The organism is Streptomyces sp. NPDC046977 (genome assembly GCF_040644455.1).
GTDB lineage: Bacteria > Actinomycetota > Actinomycetes > Streptomycetales > Streptomycetaceae > Actinacidiphila.
Genome location: NZ_JBEYWO010000001.1, coordinates 210886 through 232066, shown reverse-complemented (window position 1 = coordinate 232066; position 21181 = coordinate 210886). Strand labels below are relative to the sequence as shown.

At 73.2% G+C, this 21181-nt stretch carries 22 protein-coding genes and 7 tRNA genes; 10 read left to right on the top strand and 19 right to left on the bottom strand.

The window, feature by feature from the left end; all coding sequences use genetic code 11:
• The first annotated feature begins 14 nt into the window (after positions 1–14).
• The 6 genes from ABZ883_RS00915 (at position 15) to ABZ883_RS00890 (ending at position 7209) form a co-directional block, all read left to right on the top strand.
• A complete protein-coding gene (locus ABZ883_RS00915) occupies positions 15–1601 on the top strand; it encodes a 4-coumarate--CoA ligase family protein (protein WP_360899294.1) in 1587 nt (528 codons plus the stop codon).
• Positions 1601–2347: an enoyl-CoA hydratase family protein gene (locus ABZ883_RS00910; protein WP_360899291.1), complete on the top strand. Its 747-nt coding sequence runs from the start codon at positions 1601–1603 to the stop codon at positions 2345–2347. The genes ABZ883_RS00915 and ABZ883_RS00910 overlap by 1 nt, the downstream gene beginning before the upstream one ends.
• Positions 2335–2949, top strand: coding sequence for a TetR/AcrR family transcriptional regulator (locus tag ABZ883_RS00905; protein WP_360899288.1), 615 nt, complete (start codon positions 2335–2337; stop codon positions 2947–2949). Before ABZ883_RS00910 ends, ABZ883_RS00905 begins: the two co-directional genes overlap by 13 nt.
• A 37-nt stretch (positions 2950–2986) precedes the next feature.
• Positions 2987–3853 (top strand): hypothetical protein, encoded by an 867-nt coding sequence (locus ABZ883_RS00900; RefSeq protein ID WP_360899285.1) that lies wholly within the window; start codon positions 2987–2989, stop codon positions 3851–3853.
• 90 nt (positions 3854–3943) lie between these two features.
• Entirely contained in the window at positions 3944–5353 is a 1410-nt protein-coding gene (locus tag ABZ883_RS00895) for a hypothetical protein (RefSeq protein WP_360899282.1), read from the top strand.
• Positions 5350–7209 (top strand): ATP-binding protein, encoded by a 1860-nt coding sequence (locus ABZ883_RS00890; protein WP_360899279.1) that lies wholly within the window; start codon positions 5350–5352, stop codon positions 7207–7209. The genes ABZ883_RS00895 and ABZ883_RS00890 overlap by 4 nt, the downstream gene beginning before the upstream one ends.
• Positions 7210–7227: 18 nt before the next feature.
• On the opposite strand, the gene ABZ883_RS00885 is transcribed toward ABZ883_RS00890, so the two are convergent.
• The 8 genes from ABZ883_RS00885 to ABZ883_RS00850 all read right to left on the bottom strand — a co-directional run bounded on the left by ABZ883_RS00885 (position 7228) and on the right by ABZ883_RS00850 (position 10312).
• A complete protein-coding gene (locus ABZ883_RS00885; RefSeq protein WP_360899276.1) occupies positions 7228–8406 on the bottom strand; it encodes a ribonuclease inhibitor in 1179 nt (392 codons plus the stop codon).
• A gap of 1 nt (position 8407) precedes the next feature.
• On the bottom strand, positions 8408–9778 hold the full coding sequence (locus tag ABZ883_RS00880; RefSeq protein WP_360899273.1) for an SDR family NAD(P)-dependent oxidoreductase: 1371 nt from the start codon (positions 9776–9778) through the stop codon (positions 8408–8410).
• A 29-nt stretch (positions 9779–9807) separates the two neighbouring features.
• Positions 9808–9880 (bottom strand) — tRNA-Glu (locus ABZ883_RS00875).
• Between the two features lie 10 nt (positions 9881–9890).
• Positions 9891–9962 (bottom strand) — tRNA-Asp (locus tag ABZ883_RS00870).
• Positions 9963–9983: 21 nt separating this feature from the next.
• A tRNA-Gly gene (locus tag ABZ883_RS00865) sits at positions 9984–10055 on the bottom strand.
• Positions 10056–10065: 10 nt separating this feature from the next.
• A tRNA-Val gene (locus ABZ883_RS00860) sits at positions 10066–10137 on the bottom strand.
• Between the two features lie 21 nt (positions 10138–10158).
• A tRNA-Ser gene (locus ABZ883_RS00855) sits at positions 10159–10230 on the bottom strand.
• 10 nt (positions 10231–10240) lie between these two features.
• Positions 10241–10312: transfer RNA gene (locus ABZ883_RS00850), tRNA-Trp, on the bottom strand.
• Between the two features lie 81 nt (positions 10313–10393).
• Between ABZ883_RS00850 and ABZ883_RS00845 the strand changes: the two genes are divergently transcribed.
• On the top strand, positions 10394–10771 hold the full coding sequence (locus ABZ883_RS00845) for an MmcQ/YjbR family DNA-binding protein (protein WP_360899270.1): 378 nt from the start codon (positions 10394–10396) through the stop codon (positions 10769–10771).
• Here the strand turns inward: ABZ883_RS00845 and ABZ883_RS00840 are convergent.
• On the bottom strand, positions 10746–11399 hold the full coding sequence (locus ABZ883_RS00840; protein WP_360899267.1) for a DUF4291 domain-containing protein: 654 nt from the start codon (positions 11397–11399) through the stop codon (positions 10746–10748). The two genes, ABZ883_RS00845 and ABZ883_RS00840, sit on opposite strands and share 26 nt — an antisense overlap.
• A 203-nt stretch (positions 11400–11602) precedes the next feature.
• Positions 11603–12742 carry a hypothetical protein gene (locus ABZ883_RS00835; protein WP_360899265.1) on the bottom strand — a complete coding sequence of 380 codons (1140 nt, stop codon included), beginning with the start codon at positions 12740–12742 and terminating at the stop codon, positions 11603–11605.
• 190 nt (positions 12743–12932) lie between these two features.
• Here ABZ883_RS00835 and ABZ883_RS00830 point away from each other — a divergent pair, with 190 nt between their 5' ends.
• On the top strand, positions 12933–14072 hold the full coding sequence (locus ABZ883_RS00830; protein WP_360899262.1) for an inorganic phosphate transporter: 1140 nt from the start codon (positions 12933–12935) through the stop codon (positions 14070–14072).
• A 17-nt stretch (positions 14073–14089) separates the two neighbouring features.
• A complete protein-coding gene (locus ABZ883_RS00825; protein ID WP_360899259.1) occupies positions 14090–14338 on the top strand; it encodes a hypothetical protein in 249 nt (82 codons plus the stop codon).
• Positions 14339–14341: 3 nt separating this feature from the next.
• Here ABZ883_RS00825 and ABZ883_RS00820 read toward each other — a convergent pair whose 3' ends face one another.
• The 6 genes from ABZ883_RS00820 to ABZ883_RS00795 all read right to left on the bottom strand — a co-directional run bounded on the left by ABZ883_RS00820 (position 14342) and on the right by ABZ883_RS00795 (position 18507).
• Entirely contained in the window at positions 14342–14911 is a 570-nt protein-coding gene (locus ABZ883_RS00820; protein ID WP_360899256.1) for a hypothetical protein, read from the bottom strand.
• Positions 14912–14921: 10 nt separating this feature from the next.
• Positions 14922–15269, bottom strand: coding sequence for a metalloregulator ArsR/SmtB family transcription factor (locus ABZ883_RS00815; protein ID WP_360899253.1), 348 nt, complete (start codon positions 15267–15269; stop codon positions 14922–14924).
• Positions 15266–15742 carry an SRPBCC family protein gene (locus ABZ883_RS00810; protein WP_360899250.1) on the bottom strand — a complete coding sequence of 159 codons (477 nt, stop codon included), beginning with the start codon at positions 15740–15742 and terminating at the stop codon, positions 15266–15268. The genes ABZ883_RS00815 and ABZ883_RS00810 overlap by 4 nt, the downstream gene beginning before the upstream one ends.
• 260 nt (positions 15743–16002) lie before the next feature.
• Positions 16003–16800, bottom strand: a complete 798-nt coding sequence (locus ABZ883_RS00805) for a hypothetical protein (RefSeq protein WP_360899247.1) — start codon at positions 16798–16800, stop codon at positions 16003–16005.
• A gap of 50 nt (positions 16801–16850) precedes the next feature.
• Positions 16851–17372, bottom strand: a complete 522-nt coding sequence (locus ABZ883_RS00800; protein ID WP_360899244.1) for a SigE family RNA polymerase sigma factor — start codon at positions 17370–17372, stop codon at positions 16851–16853.
• Positions 17373–17415: 43 nt separating this feature from the next.
• The gene (locus tag ABZ883_RS00795) at positions 17416–18507 is read right to left on the bottom strand and encodes an MFS transporter (protein WP_360899241.1); all 1092 of its coding nucleotides are present in this window, start codon (positions 18505–18507) and stop codon (positions 17416–17418) included.
• Positions 18508–18653: 146 nt separating this feature from the next.
• On the opposite strand from ABZ883_RS00795, the gene ABZ883_RS00790 reads away from it, so the two are divergent.
• Positions 18654–18923 carry a DUF6343 family protein gene (locus ABZ883_RS00790; RefSeq protein WP_360899238.1) on the top strand — a complete coding sequence of 90 codons (270 nt, stop codon included), beginning with the start codon at positions 18654–18656 and terminating at the stop codon, positions 18921–18923.
• Positions 18924–18994: 71 nt separating this feature from the next.
• Here ABZ883_RS00790 and ABZ883_RS00785 read toward each other — a convergent pair.
• The 3 genes from ABZ883_RS00785 to ABZ883_RS00775 all read right to left on the bottom strand — a co-directional run bounded on the left by ABZ883_RS00785 (position 18995) and on the right by ABZ883_RS00775 (position 20957).
• Positions 18995–19068 (bottom strand) — tRNA-Met (locus tag ABZ883_RS00785).
• 80 nt (positions 19069–19148) lie between these two features.
• Positions 19149–19502 carry a VOC family protein gene (locus tag ABZ883_RS00780; protein ID WP_360899235.1) on the bottom strand — a complete coding sequence of 118 codons (354 nt, stop codon included), beginning with the start codon at positions 19500–19502 and terminating at the stop codon, positions 19149–19151.
• A 72-nt stretch (positions 19503–19574) separates the two neighbouring features.
• Positions 19575–20957: an FtsK/SpoIIIE domain-containing protein gene (locus ABZ883_RS00775; RefSeq protein ID WP_360899232.1), complete on the bottom strand. Its 1383-nt coding sequence runs from the start codon at positions 20955–20957 to the stop codon at positions 19575–19577.
• Positions 20958–21181 lie beyond the last annotated feature (224 nt).

The window sequence follows — 21181 nt, the reverse complement described above, 5'->3', positions numbered from 1 at the left end:
GAGGGGGAGCGGTCATGGCACAGCCGGCCGTGTTCCACAGCGAGTACCCCGCGGTTCCCGCCGTCGACCTGCCGATCCACGAGGCCGTGCTCGGCCGGGCCGCCGAGTTCGGCGAACGGCCCGCGCTGATCGACGGTGTGGACGGCACGACCCTCACCTATGCGCAGCTCGACGCCTTCACGCGGCGCATCGCCGCCGCCCTGGCGGAGGCCGGGCTGCGCAAAGGTGACGTCCTGGCGTTGCACAGCCCCAACACCGTCGCCTATCCGCCGGTCTTCTACGGGGCGACGCGTGCCGGGGCGGCGGTCACCACGGTGCATCCGCTCGCCACCGCCGAGGAGTTCGCGCGGCAGCTGCGCGACAGCGGCGCCGCGTGGATCGTGACCGTCTCGCCGCTGCTGGAGACCGCCCGCAAGGCGGCGGAGCAGGCGGGCGGCGTCCGGGAGATCTTCGTCTGCGACACCGCCGAAGGACACCGCTCGGTGCTGGAGTTCCTCGCCTCCACCGCGCCCGAGCCCGAGGTCTCCTTCGACCCGGCCGAGGACCTGGCGGCGCTGCCGTACTCCTCGGGCACCACCGGTGTCCCCAAGGGCGTGATGCTGACCCACCGCAACATCGCGACCAACCTCGCCCAGCTCGACCCGATGCTGGCCTCGGAGCCCGGCCACCGCATCCTGGCGGTGCTGCCGTTCTTCCACATCTACGGCCTGACCGCGCTGATGAACGTCCCCCTGCGCAAGGGCTCGACCGTCGTCGTGCTGCCGCGCTTCGACCTGGAGCAGTTCCTGACCGCCATCGAGACGCACAAGGTGCAGGGTCTGTTCGTAGCCCCGCCCATTGTGCTGGCGCTCGCCAAGCACCCGGCGGTAGCGGGGCACGATCTGAGCTCCCTGGAGTACGTGCTGTGCTCGGCCGCGCCCTTGGACGCCGATCTGGCGCGGGCCTGCTCGGAGCGGCTCGGGCTGCCGCCCCTCCTCCAGGCGTACGGGATGACGGAGCTGTCGCCGGGCACCCATGTGGTGCCGCTGGACGTGCGGGACGCGCCCGCGGGGACGGTCGGCAGGCTCGTCCCCAGCACCGAGATGCGCATCGTCCCGCTGGACGGCGAGGCGGGCACCGGAGCGGACGACACCGGGGAGATCCACATCCGCGGCCCCCAGGTGATGAAGGGCTACCTGGGGCGGCCCGACGAGACGGCCGCGATCGTCGACGAGGACGGCTGGCTGCACACCGGCGACGTCGGACGGGTCGACGAGGGCGGCTGGCTCCATGTGGTCGACCGGGTCAAGGAGCTGATCAAGTACAAGGGCTACCAAGTGCCGCCGGCCGAGCTGGAGGCGGTGCTGCTCACCGATCCCCGGGTCGCCGACGCGGCCGTCATCGGCGTCCTGGACGAGGACGGCAACGAGATCCCCAAGGCGTACGTCGTCCCGCAGCAGGGCGGCCCCCTCACCGAGGACGACGTGATGGCGCACGTGGCGGCGCAGGTCGCCCCGTACAAGAAGGTGCGGCGGGTGGAGTTCACCGACGCGATACCGCGTGCCGCGAGCGGAAAGATCCTGCGGCGCGAGCTCCGCGCCCGCGAAAGGGGCGGCAGTTGATGGCCGGCGAAACGGCACCCTTGGTGCGCGCCGCGTACGAGCGGGGGATCACCACACTCACCCTGGACTCCCCCGCCAACCGCAACGCGCTCTCCGCGCGCATGGTGGACGAACTGTCCGACGCGCTCGCGCGGGCAGGCGAGGACCCGGCGACCCGCGCGGTGCTGCTGACGCACACCGGCGGCACCTTCTGCGCCGGGGCCGACCTTAAGGAGGCGACGTCCCCGCAGGGCCCGCGCCGGATGGTCGCGCTGCTGCGGTCGGTCGTGGAGCTGCCCAAGCCGGTCGTGGCCAAGGTGACCGGCCATGTGCGCGCGGGCGGCCTCGGGCTGCTCGCGGCGTGCGACCTGTCGGTGGCGGGCCCCGGGGCCGCTTTCGCCTTCACCGAGGCGCGGCTCGGCCTTGCGCCCGCGGTGATCTCGCTGACGGTGCTGCCGCGCCTGGATGCGAGGGCCGCGGCCCGCTACTACCTCACCGGAGAGGTCTTCGACGCGGCGGAGGCGGTGCGCATCGGCCTGGTCACGGCGCCCGAGGAGGCGCTGGACGGCATCCTCGCGGGCCTGCGCGCCGGCTCGCCCCAAGGGCTGGCGGAGTCCAAGGCGCTGACCTCGGCGGAGGTGCTGCGGGCCTTCGACCGGAACGCGGACGCGCTGGCGGAACGCTCGGCACGGCTGTTCGGCTCCCCCGAGGCCGCCGAAGGGATGCGGGCCCTTCTCGAACGGCGGGCGGCGCCATGGACGTTGTGAGCGCCCGGGTGCCCAAGCAGGACCGCAGCCGCGCCACCCGGCAGCGGCTGCTGGAGGCGGCCGTCGCCTGCCTGGCCGATCGCGGTTGGGCGGGCAGCACGGTCGCCGTTGTCGCCGAGCACGCCGGGGTCTCCCGGGGGGCGGCGCAGCACCACTTCCCCACCCGGGAGGACCTGTTCACCGGGGCGATCGGGTTCGTCTCCGAGCAGTGGCTGACGGCGCTGCGCGAGCGGGCGCTCGAGCTGCCGGACCAGGGCGTCCCGCGCACGCGCGCCGTGGTCGAGCTGATCGTCGATCTCTACACCGGCCCGATCTTCCGTGCCGCGTTGCACCTGTGGGTCGCGGCGGCCAACGAGGAGCAACTGCGGCCCCGCGTCGGGGCCCTGGAGGCCCGGATCGGCCGTGAGGCGCACCGCCTGGCGGTGGAGATGCTGGGCGCCGACGAGTCCGTGCCGGGGGTGCGCGAGACCGTCCAGGCCACCTTGGACATGGCGCGCGGACTGGGACTGGCCCATCTGCTCAGCGACGACAGCGCGCGCCGCGCGGGCATCGTCCGCCAGTGGTCGACGGTCCTGGACGGGGTGTTGCGCGGCGGATTCTGATTCGCCCGCTGTCGGTGTCCGGTGGGACGATCCCGGCATGGCGACAGTGGATCAGGCCGGCGGACTGGGTTTCCTGCTGGCGTTGGTGGACCGGGAGCAGGCGGCACGGGTACGTCTGCGCACGGGCCTCCCGGAGGAGGACCCCGCGGCGGCCGGCCGGCCCCCGAAGGGCTACGGATGGCAGTACGGCCTGCGTGACCTGCCCGCCTCGGTGGTGTGGTGGATGCTCCAGCAGGACGATCCGGACGTCAATGTGCTGGTCTACGAGCATGCCCGGATCGACGACCGGGTACGGCACGACATCCTCCGCGGCGTCCCGCAAGGCCCCGGCCGCACCCGGCGTGTCAAAGTCGACAGGGCTCTGTCACGGTTCCCCCCGCCGGAGGTTCGCCTGGCGTCCGGTCCCGAGGAACTGACGGCCGTACTGCGCGAGGTGGGGTCGATGGGGCAGGGGCGCGCCGCCGCCCGCATGGTGGGGCGCGAGGACTGGCCGGTGGTGGCCGCCGCGGACGCCGTCCGGCCGCTGCCCGGCTACGCCCGCTGGGCGCTGTCCGTCCGGCCCGACTGCCCGCCGGAGGTGCGCGCGCGTTTCGGCACGCACCGCAAGTTCACGCACCGCAAGTTCACGCACCGGCTCAGGACCGCGGGCATCGTGGACGGCCCGGCGGCGTACGCGACGACGACGCGGCCGGCGCCGCAGGCCCTGTCGGTCCTGGCGATGGGCCGCTGGGCGTTCCCCGCCCGCCTCGCCGAGGCCCACGCGGCGCTGCGGCCCCTCGTCCGGGCCGAGCTGGGCGGCAATACCGAGGCCTGGGCCGTGCTCGCGCAGTTGCTGCCGACGTTCACGGGGACGGTGCCGGAGCTGGTGACGACGGCGCGGGCGATCGCGGGCGACGCCGCGTGAGAAGTCGATGGCCCGTTGTCGGTGGGCTCTGGTACCACTGATCCACGGGGGCATCCGGGGGATGCGGAGGTCGTGCACGGGGGGGCGGTCATGGCGTACGGGGCAGGCACAGCCGCGCGACGGCTCACCGTCGGGCTCGACGACCGGCGGGCGCTGGAGCGCTGGCGTCCGGCGGATGCGGAGGTCGTGGCGGAGGCCCGGCGGCTGAAGGAGGCCGCGCTGCTGGACTTCGGCCTGACGCAGTCCGCGGTCGCGTCCTGGCTGTACGCCAAGTGCCGGCACCAGATCCCGACGACGGCGGTGGACACGGCGGCCGTGGTCGCCTCCGGCGACGGCACGGTCCTGCTGCTGTTCAACCCGGACTTCTTCGTGGGACTCGGCCTGGAGGGGGTGAAGTTCGTCCTCTTCCACGAGTCGCGGCACGTGGTGCAGCGGCATCTGTTCACCGAGCCGGAACTGCGGGACGACCCGGTCTTCGCCCTGGCCGCCGAGGTGTCGATCAACCACGTCGCGATGGTCCGGCTGGAGCGCGACACGCTGCCGCTGCTGGACGGCGAGCCGACCGGCGTCGACCCCCGCGCCGTCCACACCGCGTACGAGGGCGACCTGCGGGAGCAGGGGCTGACGCCGCTGCCCTACGAGGAGTTCACCGCGACCGACATGAGCGTCTACACCGAGCTCAAGCGGATGGCCCGCCCGCCGGTGCCGGCGGTCGCGGCGTGGTGTGTGCACATGGACGGGCCCCGAGTACCGGCGGACCAGGAGACCGTCGACCGGATGGTGTCCTCGGCCCTGCTCAACTCCCTGCTGGCGGCACGCCGTGGCCACACCGGCGCGGAGCGCGAACTGCTCGACCTCATGGACCGCACCCAGGACGCCTCGGAGCGCACCTCGCGGCTGTGGGGAAACCTGGGGGCCGGCGCGCTGCGCGGCGAGACCGTGCGGACGCGGCAGGTCCACTGGTGGCAGCGGTGGCTGGTCGACGTGGTCGCCTCGAAGCTGCGCGAGGGCGAGCGGCTGGTGTACCCGAAGAAGCGCGGCGCCCTGCTGGCCGCGCTCGGGCACGACCCGATGCTGTCGCGGCGCGGTCCGGTGCGCGACAAAGTGCTCGTCGTGGCCTACGACACCTCGGGGTCCATGCCGGCCTCCGTTGTGGCATGGCTGACCGAACTCGTGGGCCGCATCGAGGGCGTGGAGGCGCACTGGCTGTCCTTCGACGGCGTCGTGATGCCCTTCGCGCCGGGCGAGCGGGTCTACGGCGGCGGGGGCACGAGCTTCCGGGCCGTCGCCGACTACGTGGAGGGACGCACAGAAGTGCGGGGCCGCCGCTTCGAGGAGCGTCCGGACGCCGTGATCGTGCTGACCGACGGCTTCGCCCCGCACATCACGCCGGCCGAGCCGGACAAATGGATCTGGCTGATCACCCAGGGCGGCGACGACTGGCCGGACAGCCACACACCGCCCATGGCCTGCCACCGCGTCACGACAGGAGCGAGATGACCACCACCACCGCGGCGACCGCCACGGCCGGCCCCCGGCCCTGGCGGGCCAATGCCACGTATCCCGGGCCGCCCGAGGGCTGGACGGGCCGGTCGCGGCTGGAGTCCTTCATCGACGCGATGATCGACATGCGGCAGACCGGTCAGGTCTTCGGCGAGCACGGCATCGGCAAGACCTCGACGTTCTTCTCCCACATCGCCGAGGCGTACCCGGACACCGAGCTGGTCTTCGTCCCCGCCGCCAACCTCACCCCGGACGACCTGCTGGCGAACGCGCCCGTCCGCGACGAGGAGACCGGGGACCTGATGCTGCGTCAGCTGGTGATGAGCCAGCTGAAGCCGGGGCGGCCGTTCGTGCTGCTCATCGACGACTCGCTGCAGGCGGGCGAGACGATCCAGTCGCAGCTGATGCAGATCGCCTGCAACTGGACGCTCGGTGAGTACGACCTGCGGGCGCTCGGCTGCATCGGGGTGTTCCTCAGCGACAACGAGTCGCTGGCGGAGACCGCGAGCCGGCGCGGCGACCTGGCGCTGCTGGACCGCATGGTCACCGTCCGCGTCACCGCCAACGACACGTCCTGGCGGACGAAGCTGGCCGCGAAGTACCGGGACCGCGACCTGTCCGGGGTCTTCGGTGTGTGGGCGTCGCTGGGCCCCGCGGTCCGCGAGCTGCTGTCCCCGCGCACCCTCGACCACATCCTGGCCAACGCGCGCGAGGGGTTCCCTTTGCGCTGGGGGCTGCCACTGCTCAACGGTGAGCGGCTGCGGCTGGCCGAGCCGCGGGCCGACGGCGCCCCCGGACCGGACCGGACGGCCGAGATCCTGGACCGGATCGCCAAGGCGCTGGGCGTCCCCAACCCGGCGACGGTCCCGGACCCGGTGCGCTCCGTGGTGCGCGCGGCGCTGCGCAACCGGTGGACGGTGCTGCTCCAGGGGCCGCCCGGCTGCGGCAAGACCGAGCTGGTGCGCGAGACGCTGCGCGAGGGACTGGGCCGCGACCCGATGTACTTCTCGCTGCCGGTCACCAACGTCGAGGACCTCTGCGCGCCCATCCCGGGCCGGGACGGCTCGCTGGAGAACCTGCTGGCGGCGGTCTTCACCGGGGCCGAGCCGAAGGCCGTCGTCTGGGACGAGTACAACCGGCCGAAGGACAAGGCGGCCTTCGCCAAACTGATGGAGATCACGCAGGAGTGGTCGCTGGCCGGTCGCCCGATCCAGAACCTGCGGGCGCAGATCGCCGTGCAGAACCCGCCCTACCACCTGGGCCGCAAGCTGCTCGTGTCGCGGAACAACATCGCCCAGGCCACCCGGTTCACCGCCTCCCTGACGGTCGAGCCGGGCGACATCCCCGCCAATGAGTGGCTGATCGCCCGCTACGGCGCGGTCGCGGAGACCGTGCTGGAGTGGTGGAAGCACGACATCGACGAGGACGGGCGCGCGTGGATCACCAAGCGCACCATCGAGCGGCTGATCAAGCTCCATCAGCGCGGTCTGCCGCTGGAGATGGCGACGGTCTACCTCGGCGACGGGGAGTACGCGCCGGTCCCGCTCACCGCCCTGATCGACCGGCTGGCGCGGCGTCAGGTGACCGGGCTGCGCGAACTGGCGGAGGACGTCGAGGGCTGGGAGGCGCGGCTCCGCGGTGCCCGCGAGGAGTCCGGCGAGGGCAACAACGACAGCGACATCGTCCACCAGGTCATCGCCAACGCCGATTTGTCGCAGCTCAAGCGTTACCGCAAGGTGGTGACCCGGCTGGTGGCCCTGCTGCCGCCGAAGCTGCGCTCGACCTATCTCGTCGGTGCGCCGGAGGACGCGCAGCGCTTCTGGATCGAGACGTTCGCCCGCATACCCCGCTGAGGTGCCGGCAGGCGGGGCTCAGCGGGGTGTGCGGTGGACGCTGCGGACGGCGGCCACGGCGTCGGGGACTGCGGGGTGGGGCAGGTGGGCGCTGAGCGCGTCGAGGCGCTGCCGGACGCTGGTCGCGACGCCCTTGCCGAGCACGTAGCGGGTGGGCGTAGCCGCTCCGGGTGCCGCGTCGAGCAGGCGGTGGGCCTCACGGCTGCGCATGCCGGTGTTGGCCAGGACGAGGTGGCCGAGCCGGTGCGGCGCGGCGGCCAGGGCGGCGGCGATGGCCTCGGCGGCCCCGGTGTCGACGCGGTTGTCCGCGGCGCCGAGGACGGCGGCGGCGCGCACCCGGCCCAGGTCCAGCAGTTCGACGCCGGCGGCGGCCGCGGCGGCGACCAGCGCCGCGGTGCCCCGCGGGCCGATGCCGTTGCTCGCCGCGGACAGCCGGGTGAGCCTGCCGTGGGGTGCCCGGCGCAACGCCTCGGCGAGGATCAGGCCGCCCTCGTCGCCCAGGCGCGCGGCGGAGACGTACAGTTCGCCGATCGCGCCCTGGGTGATCAGGTCGGCGAGCACGGCCGCCCCTGCCGGCCCCAGCGTGTTGCCGCCGACGAAGAGCCGCTCCACGCCCCGCCCGTCCCCGGCGGCGACGAGCAACGCGTCCACCAGGACCGCCAGTCCCGCGACGTCCAGACCGGTCTGCACCAGGTCCAGGGTGCGCAGCGAGCGCGCCGCCTCCACGAGTCCGGCCGCGGCCGGCCCGCCGCCCAGTCCGAGCGGATTGCGCTTGAGCCACACCCCGGTGACGGCCTGCGGCGAGGCCCGCAGGCCGTCGGCGATGGTGCAGGCGCCGCCCGCGGTGATGCCGTTGCAGCCGAGGTAGAGCGTCTCCACTCCGGTGCCCGCGGTGCGTTCGGCGACGGCGGCGGCGCCCGCGTCGCCGAGCCCGTCGGTGCCGAGCAGGAGATGGCGGACGGCGCCGGTGACCGGGGCCTGGCGCAGTGCCTCGGCGACGGCCGCGGCACCTTCGGCGCCGAGCGCCTGCTTGCACAGGTCGAGCCGGCCGTCGGGCAGGGCGGTCCCCGCCGCGAAGTCGGTCCGCCGCGCCACAGCTTCGCCGCCGCGCAGCCAGCCCAGCAGGGGTTCCAGGTCGGTGCGCGGACGCGGCACGACCTCCGGGACGCCCGCGTACGGCTGCTGATCGCCCGTCATGTCACCACTCGGCTTCCCGGTAGTCCTTGAGGAACACTCCGGACACCGGGTGCCCGGCCTCGCCGCGCACGATCGGGTCGTAGACACGTGCGGCGCCGTCCACGATGTCCAGCGGGGTGCGGAAGCCGGCGCCGGCGAGCCGGTGCTTCTTCGGATGCGGATTCTCGTCGGTGATCCAGCCGGTGTCGACGCTGCACATGTGGACGCCGTGCCCGGCCAGCGCCGGACCGCTGGTGCGGGTGAGCATGTTGAGGGCGGCCTTGGCCATGTTGGTGTGCGGGTGGCCGGCCGTCTTGTTGCGGACCGCGAAGCGGCCCTCGACGGCGGTGACGTTGACGACGTAGCGGCGTGTCCGCGGCGAGGCGAGCAGTAGCGGCAGCAGCCGGTCGCACAGCAGCGCGGGGGCAACGGCGTTGACGAGCTGGGTCTCCAGGAGCTCGGCCGGGTCGAGTCCGCCGAGCTCGTCCGACCAGGAGTTCCGCGGCGCGGTGTCGGGCAGCAGACCGGCCTCGTCGGTCTCGGCCAGCACCAGTTCGGCCACCGGGCCGCTCGCGGCGGGCAAGGCGGGGGCCGCACCGAATCCGGGGGCGGTCAGCACCGCTCGGGGCCGCGGCCCGGCCGGCAGCGGCAGCCGCTCCCCGGCGGTGAGGGCGGCATAGGCGGAAGGCGGCCTGCGCACGGTCTGCGCCGCGTTGTTGACGAGGATGTCCAGCGGCTCGCCGGTCTCCCGCAGCCGTTCGCACAGGCCGACGACCTGGCGCGGGTCACGCAGGTCGACGGCGACGACGGTCAGCCGGTGCAGCCAGTCCTCACTGCCGGGCGCGGCGCCGAACCGGCGCGCGGTGTCCTGTGGGAAGCGGCTGGTGACCAGGAGTTCGGCGCCGTCGCGCAGCATCATCAGGGCCAGCTGGAAGCCGATCTTGACCCGTCCGCCGGTGAGCAGGGCCCGGCAGCCGGTGAGGTCCGTTCGCGCCCGGCGGTGGGCGGAGTTGTCGGCGGCGCAGTCCGGGCAGAGCAGGTGGTAGAAGGCGTCCGCCTGCCGGTAGTGGGCCTTGCACACGTAGCAGCGGCGCGGCCGGGTGAACTCCCCCGCGGTGCCGGCGTCGTCCGTGTCCAGGGGCGCGTCCTCGCGGCGGGCCAGGGCACCGGTGGCGGTGGCCGCGACGACCTCGGCGTCCGCGGCGCTCCGCTCCTCGCGCCGGGTCCTGCGGCGGCGCAGCCGCCCGTCCCGTGTGAACGACGCGGCGACCTGCTCGGCGCGCAGCCGTACCGGGTCGTCGACCGGCAGCGCGCGCAGTTTGCCGACCACCGCGTCGAACGCGGCGAGTTCGGCCTCGCCGATGACGGCCCTGTCCCCGCCGTTCTCCCCCACTGAGCCCGCCCGTTCGTGTTTCCCTGAGATGGATCCGGCCGGATTCGAACCGGCGTCTCCGCCCTTGAGGGGGCGGTGCGCCTGCCTCTGCGCTACGGACCCGCGCGGACTGCCCGGACGGCCGGAATCGAACCGGCGTCTCCGCCTTGACAGGGCGGCGCGCCTGCCTCTGCGCTACGTCCGGGCATTGCCGATGATCCTAACGGGGGTCCGGCCGGATTCGAACCGGCGTGTCCGCCTTGGCAAGGCGGTGCGGCTGCCACTGCGCTACGGACCCGCGCGGACTGCCCGGACGGCCGGAATCGAACCGGCGTCTCCGCCTTGTCTAGGCGGCGCGCCTGCCACTGCGCTACGTCCGGGCATTGCCGATGATCCTATCGAGGGCCCGGCCGGATTCGAACCGGCGTATTCGCCTGAGCAAGGCGGTGCGCCTGCCTCTGCGCTACGGACCCGCGCGGACTGCCCGGACGGCCGGAATCGAACCGACGTGATTCCTTTTTGGAGAAGGTGCGCCTGCCTCTGCGCTACGTCCGGGCATTGCCGGCGATCCTAACGGTGCCGGGCCGCCGGGCCTACGATCGGGCTGACGCCGCCCGACCGCCCCGAGGAGGCCCCGTGACCGCCGCCCGCGATCCGTTCGCCGTCCGGGAGGAGGTACGCGCGTTCGCCCTCGCCCTGCCGGGGGCCGGGGAGGAGTTCCCCTGGGGCGAGAGCGTGGTGAAAGCCGGCAGGAAGGTCTTTGTCTTCCTCGGCGTCGGCGACAACAGCCATCCGCCCCGGATCGGTGTGAAGCTCAAGGACCCCGAGGTCCACGAGCACGCGCTGTCCGTCCCCGGCGCCGAGCCCAGCGGCTACGGCCTCGGCAGGGCCGGCTGGGTCTCCGTCCCGCTCGCCGAGGGCACACCGGCGGCGGACGTGCTCTGCGAGTGGGTGGAGGAGAGCTACCGTGTCATCGCGCCGAAGCGGCTCATCGCGGAGCTGGACGCGCGCTGACCTCCGGCGTCGCGCCGATCACCGCGGCGGTCGCCGCGTCGAGCGGGTACGCCGGCTCATCCGGCAGCAGGGCGGTCGCGCCGGCCGTGTCGCCGGAGCGGACCAGGTCGCGGACGGCGTGCGCGAGGCCGGTGACGTCCCGGACCGCGCGGAGCCAGTGGTCGGCGTAGTCCCTCGTCGCCCGCCCGGTGAGGCCGAGTTGCAGGGACCGGTACGGCAGCGGGCGCAGCGCGAGGTCGCGCTCGGGGTCCCACTGGACGCGGACCGAGGTGGCGCGCAGCCGCTCGGCCCAGGCCTGGCGGTCGGGGTAGGCGCTGCGGTCATAGTGGGACAGGCAGGCACCCCGGAGCGCGGACTCGAAACCCTCGCGGCTGATGTCGAGGGCGAGGACGCGTTCCTGGCCGTCCTTGCCGCCCCATCCGCTGCGGTACATCATCCACAGGAACGACGGCTTGATCCACGTCATGCGCGACCGGCTCCAGCTCTCGGGGAAGCGGCCGTGCCGTGCGGTGTGGTCGCCGATCTCGGGACGGTACGCCTGATACACCGTCACGGTGTCCTCGGTGTGGGCGGCTCTGATCCGGCGGTGCGGGGCCGGGGTGGTCGGGGTGGTCGGGACGCTGTTCATGATGCGGGCATCGTGCCGTGGCGGCTCCGTCGGACGCCATCGGTTTTTCCCGGAACCGCCGCTCCGCCCCGGCTCCATGCCAACCACCCGTTCGTGCCCGGCCGGCACGACCGCGTGGCCATCGACGCCGGCCGGTCGACGTCACGCCGCGGCGCACGCCCGGGCCCGCGCGTCGTGGCGATGCGCGCCCTCCTCGCCGGGCCCTACCCGCCGGTCGTCGTGAGCGCCTTGTCCAATCGCCGGGACGTGCCCTCGTGTGTGACCCATTCGCTCAGCGTCTCCAACTCGTCCCGCGCCGCACTGTCCCCGAGCAGGCCCAGCGCCACGACCCCCGCCTCGGCAACGTGGAGCGCTCGCGGAGCGTTGCCCGACCGGTGGTCCAAGGAAGTCTCGACGAGGCCGGCGAGCGCCCGGGCGGTGTCCGGCCGCGGGGGCAGGAAGGAGAGCATCCAGGCCAGCCCACGCAGCACGTGCGAGTTGTGGGGGTCGAAAGACGTGTTCACGTCGAACGGGAGGTGCGGATGGCCGAGAAGCGGGACGGTCCGATCCCGGTGCGCCAGTTCCAACCACCGGTGCATCGCCCGTCGCGCCTCCTCCGGGCCCACGGCGTCCAGCAGGGCCGATCCGGCCCGTCGCCACTTCGCCGACGGCGCGCCCGCCGTCGCGGGGGCCGCGTGCTCCAGCAGCCGCTGCCACGGCTCTCCTCCGGCGGCGGCTTCGCTGAGGGCCGCGTCGGCCCACGGCTCACCCGGATTGAGCGCCGGGCCGGGGAAATGACTCAGCAGGTTCCGCAGTCCGGGTTCCGTGCCGTTGGCCGCCGCGCCGGTGCGCCGGAGAGCGGGCACGTTGGCCGCCGCGCCGGTGCGCCGGAAGGCGGCCAGGACGGCGGTGCCGGGAGTACGCCCGGCCGCGAGTTCCGCCTCGGCCAGTTCCCAGATCCGGTGGCCCGACCAGACGAGCCACTGGTCCCTCAACCGGTCGAGTTCTCGATGACGTTCAGTGGCCAGCAGGCCACCGTCGAGGTCGCGGACGACTCCGGAGGCGACCGTGAGCAACTCCGCGCGGAGGTACTCCACATCTCGCCTGAACTCCTCGGCCGACCAGTCCTCTTCCACGTGGCCGTACCAACGGGCCCACATGCCGGCGAGTTCCAGCCGGTCCCTGTCGGGCAGCGCCCGCAGGAGCTCCATGTTCCGGGAGCCGACACCGGTCATGGAGCCGTTGTTGCAGGCCGCCCGCATGACGGCGCGCGACAGCTCCGGCAGATCGCCGCGTCCGGCGAGGACCTGGAAGTGAACCGCCTGTTCTGCCAGGACCTGGGTGTTCCCCATCCATCTGCTCATGACGGGAAGCGTAGGAGCAGCCACTGACATCCCACCCGGCCCCGCACCCGGGCACCGGGACGTGGGCGCGGCCCCCGTATGGCCGCGCGGGCGGTGCGCCCCGCCGGCCCCCGGCTTAGCGTGGAATCCCGACGCGACATCTGCACGAAGGGCCCGGTCCGCCGCGCGGCAGCCGGGCGGGAGGTCCCCGGTGGGCTCTGTGACGTTCCTGCTCGTGGTGGTCATCGTCACGGCTCTCGCATTCGACTTCACCAATGGATTCCACGACACCGCCAACTCCATGGCGACCTCGATCGCCACGGGTGCGCTCACCCCCCGGGTCGCCGTCTCGATCGCCGGGGCGCTGAACCTGCTCGGCGCCTTCCTGTCCACGGAGGTCGCGAAGACCATCTCCAACGGCATCGTCGACGACAGCAAGGTGTCATCGGTGATGATCTTCGCGGGGCTCGTGGGGGCGATCCTGTGGAATCTGCTCACCTGGCTCGTGGGACTGCCGTCCAGTTCCTCGCACGCCCTGTTCGGCGGGCTGATCGGGGCGGTCTGGGTCGGCGCCGGGGGCTCCGCCGTCCGCGTCGGCGAGGTGCTGGAGAAGATCGTCGTCCCGGCCGTGGCCTCGCCGGTCGTGGCCGGCGTGGTGTCCCTGCTGGCCACCTACCTCGCCTACGTGATCACGCGGCGGACGGCGGACCGCGAGGTCGGCCGCGGCTTCCGCGCGGGCCAGATCGGTTCGGCCTCGCTCGTGGCGCTGGCCCACGGCACCAACGACGCCCAGAAGACGATGGGCGTCATCACCCTGACGCTGATCTCCGCCGGGGTGCTCGCGCACGGCGCGGGGCCGCCCTGGTGGGTGGTGCTGAGCGCGGGGCTGGCGATCGCGCTGGGCACGTACGTGGGCGGCTGGCGGATCATCAGGACGATGGGCAAGGGCCTGACCGACATCCAGGCCCCGCAGGGTTTCGCGGCCGAGACCAGCGCGACGTCCGTCATCCTCGCGTCGTCGCACATGGGTTTCGCGCTGTCGACCACCCAGGTCTGCACGGGCAGCATCCTGGGCGCGGGACTGGGCCGAAGACTCGCCGAGGTGCGCTGGGGCGTGGCCGGGCGCATCGCCGTCTCCTGGGTGCTGACGCTGCCGGCGGCGGCCGCCGTGGGCGGTGTCGCCGCCTGGGTCGCCGGCCACGGGAACGTGGGGGTCGCGCTCGTCGCGGGCACCGCCCTGGCCGCCGCCACCGGCTTCTACGTCCTGTCCCGTCGGCGGCCGGTCACCCCCGACAACGTGAACGAGGAGCGCCCGCGGGTGCCGGAGGCCGCGCAGCGGTCGGCCGTCTGAGCGGCGAGGAGCGACGCGTGGACATCAAGTGGGGCAATCTCGCCTCGGTGTTCGGCGCCAGCCTGGGCATCACGATCCTGCTGGTCGTGATGTTCTCGCTCGGCATCGCCGCCTGGGGCCGCGCCGGCGACGGATCGGGGGGAACGCCCCCGCCGGAGGGGACGCGTGACGTCCACCGCAAGGTCGCCCTCGGCGCGGCGGGCCTGTGCTTCGCCGCGTGCCTGGCGGTCGCGGCCTACGGCATCGACCTGATCATCCCGGGGTGACGCTCAGAGCCGGGTGCCGTCCATCGCCGCCGGGGGCGCCTGGAGCGGGGTGACGGTGCCGGTGCCGGTGCCGGAGTCGCCCTTGCCCGGCGCGGGAGCCGGGCCGGGAACCGGCTGTCCGGGCAGCGGGAGGGCGGCGGCGACCTTCTTCTCCACGACCTTCTCCGCGGCCTTGCCGCCGAAGTAGAAGCCCACCATCACGATCATGAAGGTGTTGAAGCTGTCGTAGACGTCGTCCAGGAAGCCCGTCTTGTCCGCCATCGCCCGCGCGACCTCGCTGTTGAACGAGGCCGCGACAAAGCCGAAGTAGAGCACGGTGAAGGCGGACATCACGGCGGTGCGGACGTCGCGCGAGTCGGTGAACAGCACCAGGAAGGTGCACAGGCTCATCGCGGGCAGCGCCACGGACAGCCCCGCGATGCCGATGTCCTGGCCGAAGAACCAGAAGGTGGAGCCCACGCCCAGCGCGAGCAGCGTCACGTTCACCACGACGAGCAGCGAGCCCACTCGCCAGTTGATCCGGCCGTCGCCGATGCGGCCGGAGAACACATCAGGCGGTCTCTCCCCGTTCACGGCGCACAGGCTACACCGGGGGCCCGGCGCCGGGTTCCTCGGCCAGACGTTTGATGGCGCCGAGCCGCGCGTCCCACTGGGCGGCGACGCGGTCCATCCACCGCGCCGCCGCGATCAGCCGCTCCGGCCTTACGACGTACCGCATTTCGCGCCCCGCGCGGCGTCCGGAGACCAGCCCCGCCTGGTCCAGGACGGCCAGGTGCTTGACGATCGCCTGGCGTGTGACGGGGAGTTCGGCGGCGAGCACGGTGGCGGTCGTGTCACCGTGCCCGGCAATGGCGTCCAGGATGCGCCGTCGCATCGGATCGGCCAGCGCGGCGAAGACGTCCTCCTCACCACCCGCCTGACGCTCCGTCATACGGGCAGCTTCTCCGTGTACGCGGCGAATCCAGCGAGGACCTGCGTCCACCCCTCCGAGTGGCTCTCGTACCCGGCCTGCGGAATGCGGTCCTCGGGGATGTCGAGGGTCGCGAAGCCGCTCTCGACCACCCGCAGCAGCGTCCCGTCCCCCTCGGGGGTGAGGGTGAACTCGACGAGGGTGGAGTTGTCCTCCGCCGCCTCCACGCCCGGGAAGGCGCTGGCCCAGCGGTAGGCGAAGTAGCGCGGCGGCTCGACGCTCACGATCCGCGTCGGATAGACGTCCCCGCCGTGGTCCAGGCGCATGATGCCGCCCGGGCGCAGGTCCATGGACCGCGGCTCGCCGCTGCCGCCCACGTCCTGGCCGAACCAGCGGCCGATGTGCTCCGGACGGGTCAGCACCTCCCACACCCGCTCGACGGGCGCCCCGATGCTGATCTCGCGTTCGATCCGGTCCTGGGTCTGCGTGCTCATGGCCGTACCTCCATCGACGACAACCTTACGTGCAACTTCATGGTTGCACGACGTCGACCCGATGCGCAACCTTATGGTTGCACGTTGTTATGCTGAGAGTCCGGCCACCGCGGGTGCGGCACGGCCGTGCCGAGGCCGACGGCCCGGCGCACGGCAATGGCAGCCACCGCAGCGCAACGCGGCACCGCAGGGGGCCAGTTGAGGCCCACACCCCCTGGTCGGGCCGGACTGCGGTCGGGGACCGCCCCCGGCGCGGCCCTTCAGGACGGTGGGGTGAAGGCGTCGAAGACCTTGTCCCAGCTGGGTGAGCGCACGAGCGCGCCCAGCTGCGCCGGGGTCAGCGGCGGATCGGGGCGGGTCTGCGGGGAGCCCTTCTCCGCGGCCGCGTTCCATTCGCTCGCCCCGATCTGACCGCCCCTGGGCGTGGTCAGGACCGCACGCCATTCCTTAGGCCCCTCGCGCCCGTCCGAGAACTCCCAGCCCTGAAAGACCGTCAGCACCAGCCCGTCCCCCAGTTCGGTGCGGGTGCACTTGGTGTCCTTCTCCACGAAGGACGTGGCCGGGCACTCGTTGTCCTGCTGCTGGTTGTCCATGACCCAGCTCAGGTCGACGGAGAGCAACGAGGCGCCCTTGCCGTCGTCGAAGACGACCTCCGCGTACGGCAGGGGGTCGCCCCCCTCGAAGGCCTGTGTGCCCCTTACCCGTTCGACTGTCACGCTTCCCGCGGGCAGCAGGGCCTTGAGCAGGTCCGCCATCTCCTGGCCGGAGACCTCCGGGGGCCGGGTACTCGGCGTCGGCGTCGGTGCCGTCGCCGTGGCCGGTGCCTTCGCCGGTGTCCGCGTCGCCGGGACGGCCTGCGGGGAGTTGCCGGCCGGGACGACCAGCGCGACGGCGACGCCCACCGCCGCCACGGCGACGACGGCACCGGTCACGGCGGTGCGCCGCCGCCGGAGGGTCCGGCCGCGCGCGAGGCCCCCGGCGACGAGGGAGCGGTTGTCGGTACTGAAGCCGTCGGCGGTGCGGCGGAGTGCGGCGCCGAGGTCGTCTTCGAAGGGCATGGGGGTGTCACCGTCCGTGGGAGAGCGGGAAGTCGTGAACCGGTGGGGGATCAGCGGGCGGACACGAGGTCCGCGAGGCTGTCGCCGAGCAGTTCGCGCAACCGCGCGAGCGCGCGGAACGAGCGCGTGCGCACGGTGCCGGAGGTGATCCGCAGGGCTTCCGCGGTCTCCTCGATGCTCCGGTCCTCCCAGTAGCGCAGCACCAGCACCGCGCGGTCCTTGGGGGACAGCCGGGCCAGGGCGTCGAGGAGGGTCAGCCGCAGCAGCGTCGTGTCACCGTCCGGTGAGATGCCCGACGGGATGTCGGGCATCTCACCGATGGGCGACTCGCGGTTGCTGCGCCGCCGCTGATGGGTGAGGAACGTACGGACGAGCACGGTATGGGCGTACCCGGCGGGATTGCCGATGCGGGCGATGCGCCGCCAGGTGAGGTACATCTTGCCGAGGGTCTCCTGCACGAGGTCCTCGGCCAGATGCGTGTCACCGCCGGTGAGCAGGCAGGCCGAACGGAAGAGGGGCGCCGCGCGGGTGGCGGCGAACTCCAGGTAGTCCTCCGTGCGTTCGTCGTGCATGTACCGTCCCGTGGTCGTGATCGTCTTCCGGCGCGCCTTCACTTCACTGACGCCGTGGACCACCGGAAATGTTGCACCGCCACAGCAGCAGGGCCCCGGCCAGGAACGGCAGTCCGGCCACGGCGAACAGCGGCCCCGGGCCCGCCCAGCGCGAGCCGAGCGCCCAGAGGCCGAACAGCAGCAGGGCGGCGGCCTCCGAGCCCAGGCCGGCCAGGGAGGTCACGGTGGCCCGGGTGCGGTCGCCGAGCAGGTCCTGGAGGCGGGCGTCGGCGGCGGCAGCCGCCCAGTCGAAGACCCCGAAAGCCATCGCCACGGCGACCAGGCCCACGGGATGGACGCCCGACGTCCCCGCGCCGAGAGCCAGGCACAGCCCGGCCGCCGCCGGGGCGGCCGGGGCCCAGCGCATACCGCGTCCGGCGAGCCAGCCGCCCGCGGTGGCACCCGCGGTGACCAGCAGCACGAGCAGCGGCACCAGGGGCGCGTCCACGCCGGTGGCCCGCGCCAGCAGCGGTACGTACTCGTCCAGCGCGGCCGCACCCGCCATCAGCGACACCACGGCGAGCATCCGTGCGACCCCGGGCTCCTGCCGGGCCTCGGTGAGCGCGTCGCGCAGCAGCGCGCCGTAGGCCGTCTCGTCGTGCGACGTCTCCGGGCGCCGCTCGGGCAGCCGGAGTGCGGCGAGCGCGGTGAGCACCGTCACGGCGATGCTGGCCACCCCCACCGCGAGGTACCCGCCCACGGCGAGCAGCGGTCCGGCCGCGGCCGTCGCCGCCAGCGCGGCTGTGGTGCCGATCGCCTGTGAGCGGCCGATGAGCCGCGCGTACGCATCGGCCGCGCCGGCCCCGCTCAGCCCCTCGTGGACCAGTGCCTGCAACGCTCCCGAACGCAACGCGCTACCGGCGCCCCACAGCACGAATCCGGCCGCGAACGAGGTGTAGCCGGGCAGGAATGTCCACAGGCCGAAGCCGGCTCCGGTCAGCAGGGGCGCGACGAAGAGCAGGGTGCGCCGCGAGAAGCGGTCCGCCCACACTCCGGACGGCACTTCCAGCGCGAACGCCGTGAAGGACCAGAGGGCGAAGAGCGAGGAGATCCCGGCCTCGGACAGCCCGGAGTCGGCAAAGAGCACCGCGTACACCGGGTAGAGCGGGATGAGGTCCTCGAACAGTGCGTAGGCGTACAGCCTGCGTGCGAGGAAGGACTCCGGGGACTTCCCTGTCGATCAATGTCGCCATGTCATGACACGAGCGTACGCGGGTACGTCTCCGGTGAGGAGTGGTTTCCATGCATCTGGGACGTACCGGAAGCGAGCCCCTGCAAGCCCGCAGCGCGCTGCGGATGAGACTGGGGCTGGCCGTCTTCGGACTGGTCTGGGCGATCGCCGGGACGGTGATCTTCTCGATCCTCGGGCAGATGGGCTGGGCGATCTTCTTCGGTGTGCTGGCGCTGGCCGCCGCGACCGACCTGGTGGTGGTCGTCCGCCACATCCGGCAGGGCCCGCACTACCAGCCGGGGCGCGACGTACCGCCGTACCGCCCGGTGAGCAGGAGGTGACACCGCGCACCCCTGGTGAGGCGCGAAAACGCGGAAGGCCCGGTACTTGCGCACCGGGCCTTCCGTTTCAGTAGCGGGGACAGGATTTGAACCTGCGACCTCTGGGTTATGAGCCCAGCGAGCTACCGAGCTGCTCCACCCCGCGTCGGTGAACACCACCCTACGGGGTGCGGGCCCCAGGACCAAATCCATTTCCCGCGGCCGCGCCGAGGAGCCCGCGAGGGGTCAGGCGGGCTGCCACAGCTCGACGCGGTTGCCCTCGGGATCGGTGACCCAGCCGAACCGGCCGATGCCGTCCATGTCCTGGGTCTCCTCGGCCACGTCGGCCCCCTTGGCCCGCAGCTGTGCGAGCATCGCGTCCAGGTCGCGGACCCGGAAGTTGAGCATGGTCTGCTGCGTGCGCGACCCGAAGTAGTCGGTCCCGGACTCGAAGGCCGCAAACACCGTCGCCCCTGCCTCCTGGCGCCACAGACCGTGCTCGTCGGAGTCCAGACCCAGGCAGTCGCGGTACCACGCGCTCAGCGCCTCCGGGTCGTCGGCCCGCAGGAAGTATCCGCCGATTCCCAGTACATGTTCCATGCGGCCCATCCTGCCGGAACTGGTGTACGGCGGCGGTTCGGATGCCCGGTCGCCACGCCCGGACCGCGGCTCCTACTCCGGTCCCGGCCGGGGCCTGGGCAGCGTCGGCGGGCCCTCCGGGTCGTCCGCGTCCGAAGCGTAGGAGGCGTCCGGGGCGTACGGCCGGAAGGGCTCCAGGGCCGGCAGGTCGGGGACCAGATGGGCGTAGGCACGGCAGACCGCGGCGGTCTCGGCGATCGACACCAGCGGGGTACGGATGTGGGACCAGCCGCCGGAGGCGTCCCCGGCGACCGCCAGGCCGGCCCGGTCCCGGGCAATCGACGTCGCGGCCGCCATCGCCTCGGGCGCGAAGTCGGCCAGGCCGATCTCGGCGGTCTGCCGGTTCACCCGGTGCACGACCCGGCCGGTGAGCTGTGCGCGGAGCAGGCCTGCGCCCTTGCCGAGCTCGGGCCCGAACCGCTGTCCGCAGATCTCCAGGTAGATGCCGACCGGACGGGCCAGCTGCGCCAGCCGGATCAGGTTGGCGACCATGCGGTCCCGGGTCTCCTCGTCGACCGTCGTGGCGTTCGGGAACAGCTCGGCGATGTCGTCGACCAGGACGACGACCGGGAAGGGCCGGACGTAGGCGGGCAGCCCCCAGATGTCCGAGGCGACCTCCTCCTCGGGCTCCGTGAACGCCGCGCCCTGGTGGTCCTTGAGCAGGTCGAAACGATCCTCCATCTCCGCCACCAGGGCCTCCAGCAGCTTCGACGCCTGCTCGCGGTCGGTGGCCAGGGCCGACAGGCGGGCCGCGTAGGGGGCCTGCTCCACGCCGCGCTTGCAGTCGATGCCGACCAGGGCCACCGGCAGCTTGGCCAGATTCATGATCAGGTTGCGCTGGTAGACCGTCTTGCCCGACTGGTTGGCGCCCAGGGTCAGGGTGTGCGGGATCCGCCGGTAGTCGCGCACGAAGGTCGTCCCGTCCTCGCGCAGCGCGACCGGGACCACCATCGGGCCGGACGGGAGACGGCGCGGCATGCGCACGTCGCGGAGCACGTCGTAGCCGGTCATGCGCAGTTCCACCGTCCCGGGCCTGACCGGGACCACGCTGAGGGCGTGCACGCCCCAGGCGTGCCGCAGCCGGCCGGCGGCGGCGGCCACGTCGGCCGGTTCCAGCCCGGGCGGGAGCCGCAGCCGGACCCGCAGTCCGATGAGGGAGCCGCTGACCCGGCGGATCCTCGGCGGCACCGGCCGGGCCTGCCCGCGGCCCGCGGCCCACACCGCGAACGCCCGCAGCCGGGACGGGGGCAGGGCCAGCCCGCAGGCGACCATCGTGGAGCCGTACGTGGCCAGGAACCGGCCCCAGGTCAGCGGCAGGCCGACCAGCAGCCAGAAGGCCACCGGGTACCTGCGCCGGACGTAGTCGAGGCCGCCTGCCAGGGTGAGCACCAGGCCCAGGAGCACGACGACCCTCATGGTGATCAGCCCCTGCCACTCGACGCGCCGGCCCGGACCCGTGCGATGACCGCCGCGGCGCGGACCGGGAGGGATCCCGTGCCGGGTACGGCGGTTGAACGGATGGTCGCAGTTCCCGGACCCCCGTCCCGGGAACCGGCGCAGAAGGGCGCCGGACGCAGCCCGGATCGGTGACACCGCTACTGCGGATGGGCGCTGACCGGCCGTCGGGCGCGGGTGCGCGG

What these genes read in the sequence shown, in the direction of transcription:
- ABZ883_RS00915 (WP_360899294.1), top strand. Translation starts at nt 15, where the DNA reads ATGGCACAGCCGGCCGTGTTCCACAGCGAGTACCCCGCGGTTCCCGCC.
- ABZ883_RS00910 (WP_360899291.1), top strand. Translation starts at nt 1,601, where the DNA reads ATGGCCGGCGAAACGGCACCCTTGGTGCGCGCCGCGTACGAGCGGGGG.
- ABZ883_RS00905 (WP_360899288.1), top strand. Translation starts at nt 2,335, where the DNA reads ATGGACGTTGTGAGCGCCCGGGTGCCCAAGCAGGACCGCAGCCGCGCC.
- ABZ883_RS00900 (WP_360899285.1), top strand. Translation starts at nt 2,987, where the DNA reads ATGGCGACAGTGGATCAGGCCGGCGGACTGGGTTTCCTGCTGGCGTTG.
- ABZ883_RS00895 (WP_360899282.1), top strand. Translation starts at nt 3,944, where the DNA reads ATGGCGTACGGGGCAGGCACAGCCGCGCGACGGCTCACCGTCGGGCTC.
- ABZ883_RS00890 (WP_360899279.1), top strand. Translation starts at nt 5,350, where the DNA reads ATGACCACCACCACCGCGGCGACCGCCACGGCCGGCCCCCGGCCCTGG.
- ABZ883_RS00885 (WP_360899276.1), bottom strand. Translation starts at nt 8,406, where the DNA reads ATGACGGGCGATCAGCAGCCGTACGCGGGCGTCCCGGAGGTCGTGCCG.
- ABZ883_RS00840 (WP_360899267.1), bottom strand. Translation starts at nt 11,399, where the DNA reads ATGAACAGCGTCCCGACCACCCCGACCACCCCGGCCCCGCACCGCCGG.
- ABZ883_RS00835 (WP_360899265.1), bottom strand. Translation starts at nt 12,742, where the DNA reads ATGAGCAGATGGATGGGGAACACCCAGGTCCTGGCAGAACAGGCGGTT.
- ABZ883_RS00815 (WP_360899253.1), bottom strand. Translation starts at nt 15,269, where the DNA reads ATGACGGAGCGTCAGGCGGGTGGTGAGGAGGACGTCTTCGCCGCGCTG.
- ABZ883_RS00810 (WP_360899250.1), bottom strand. Translation starts at nt 15,742, where the DNA reads ATGAGCACGCAGACCCAGGACCGGATCGAACGCGAGATCAGCATCGGG.
- ABZ883_RS00805 (WP_360899247.1), bottom strand. Translation starts at nt 16,800, where the DNA reads ATGCCCTTCGAAGACGACCTCGGCGCCGCACTCCGCCGCACCGCCGAC.
- ABZ883_RS00800 (WP_360899244.1), bottom strand. Translation starts at nt 17,372, where the DNA reads ATGCACGACGAACGCACGGAGGACTACCTGGAGTTCGCCGCCACCCGC.
- ABZ883_RS00790 (WP_360899238.1), top strand. Translation starts at nt 18,654, where the DNA reads ATGCATCTGGGACGTACCGGAAGCGAGCCCCTGCAAGCCCGCAGCGCG.
- ABZ883_RS00780 (WP_360899235.1), bottom strand. Translation starts at nt 19,502, where the DNA reads ATGGAACATGTACTGGGAATCGGCGGATACTTCCTGCGGGCCGACGAC.
- ABZ883_RS00775 (WP_360899232.1), bottom strand. Translation starts at nt 20,957, where the DNA reads ATGAGGGTCGTCGTGCTCCTGGGCCTGGTGCTCACCCTGGCAGGCGGC.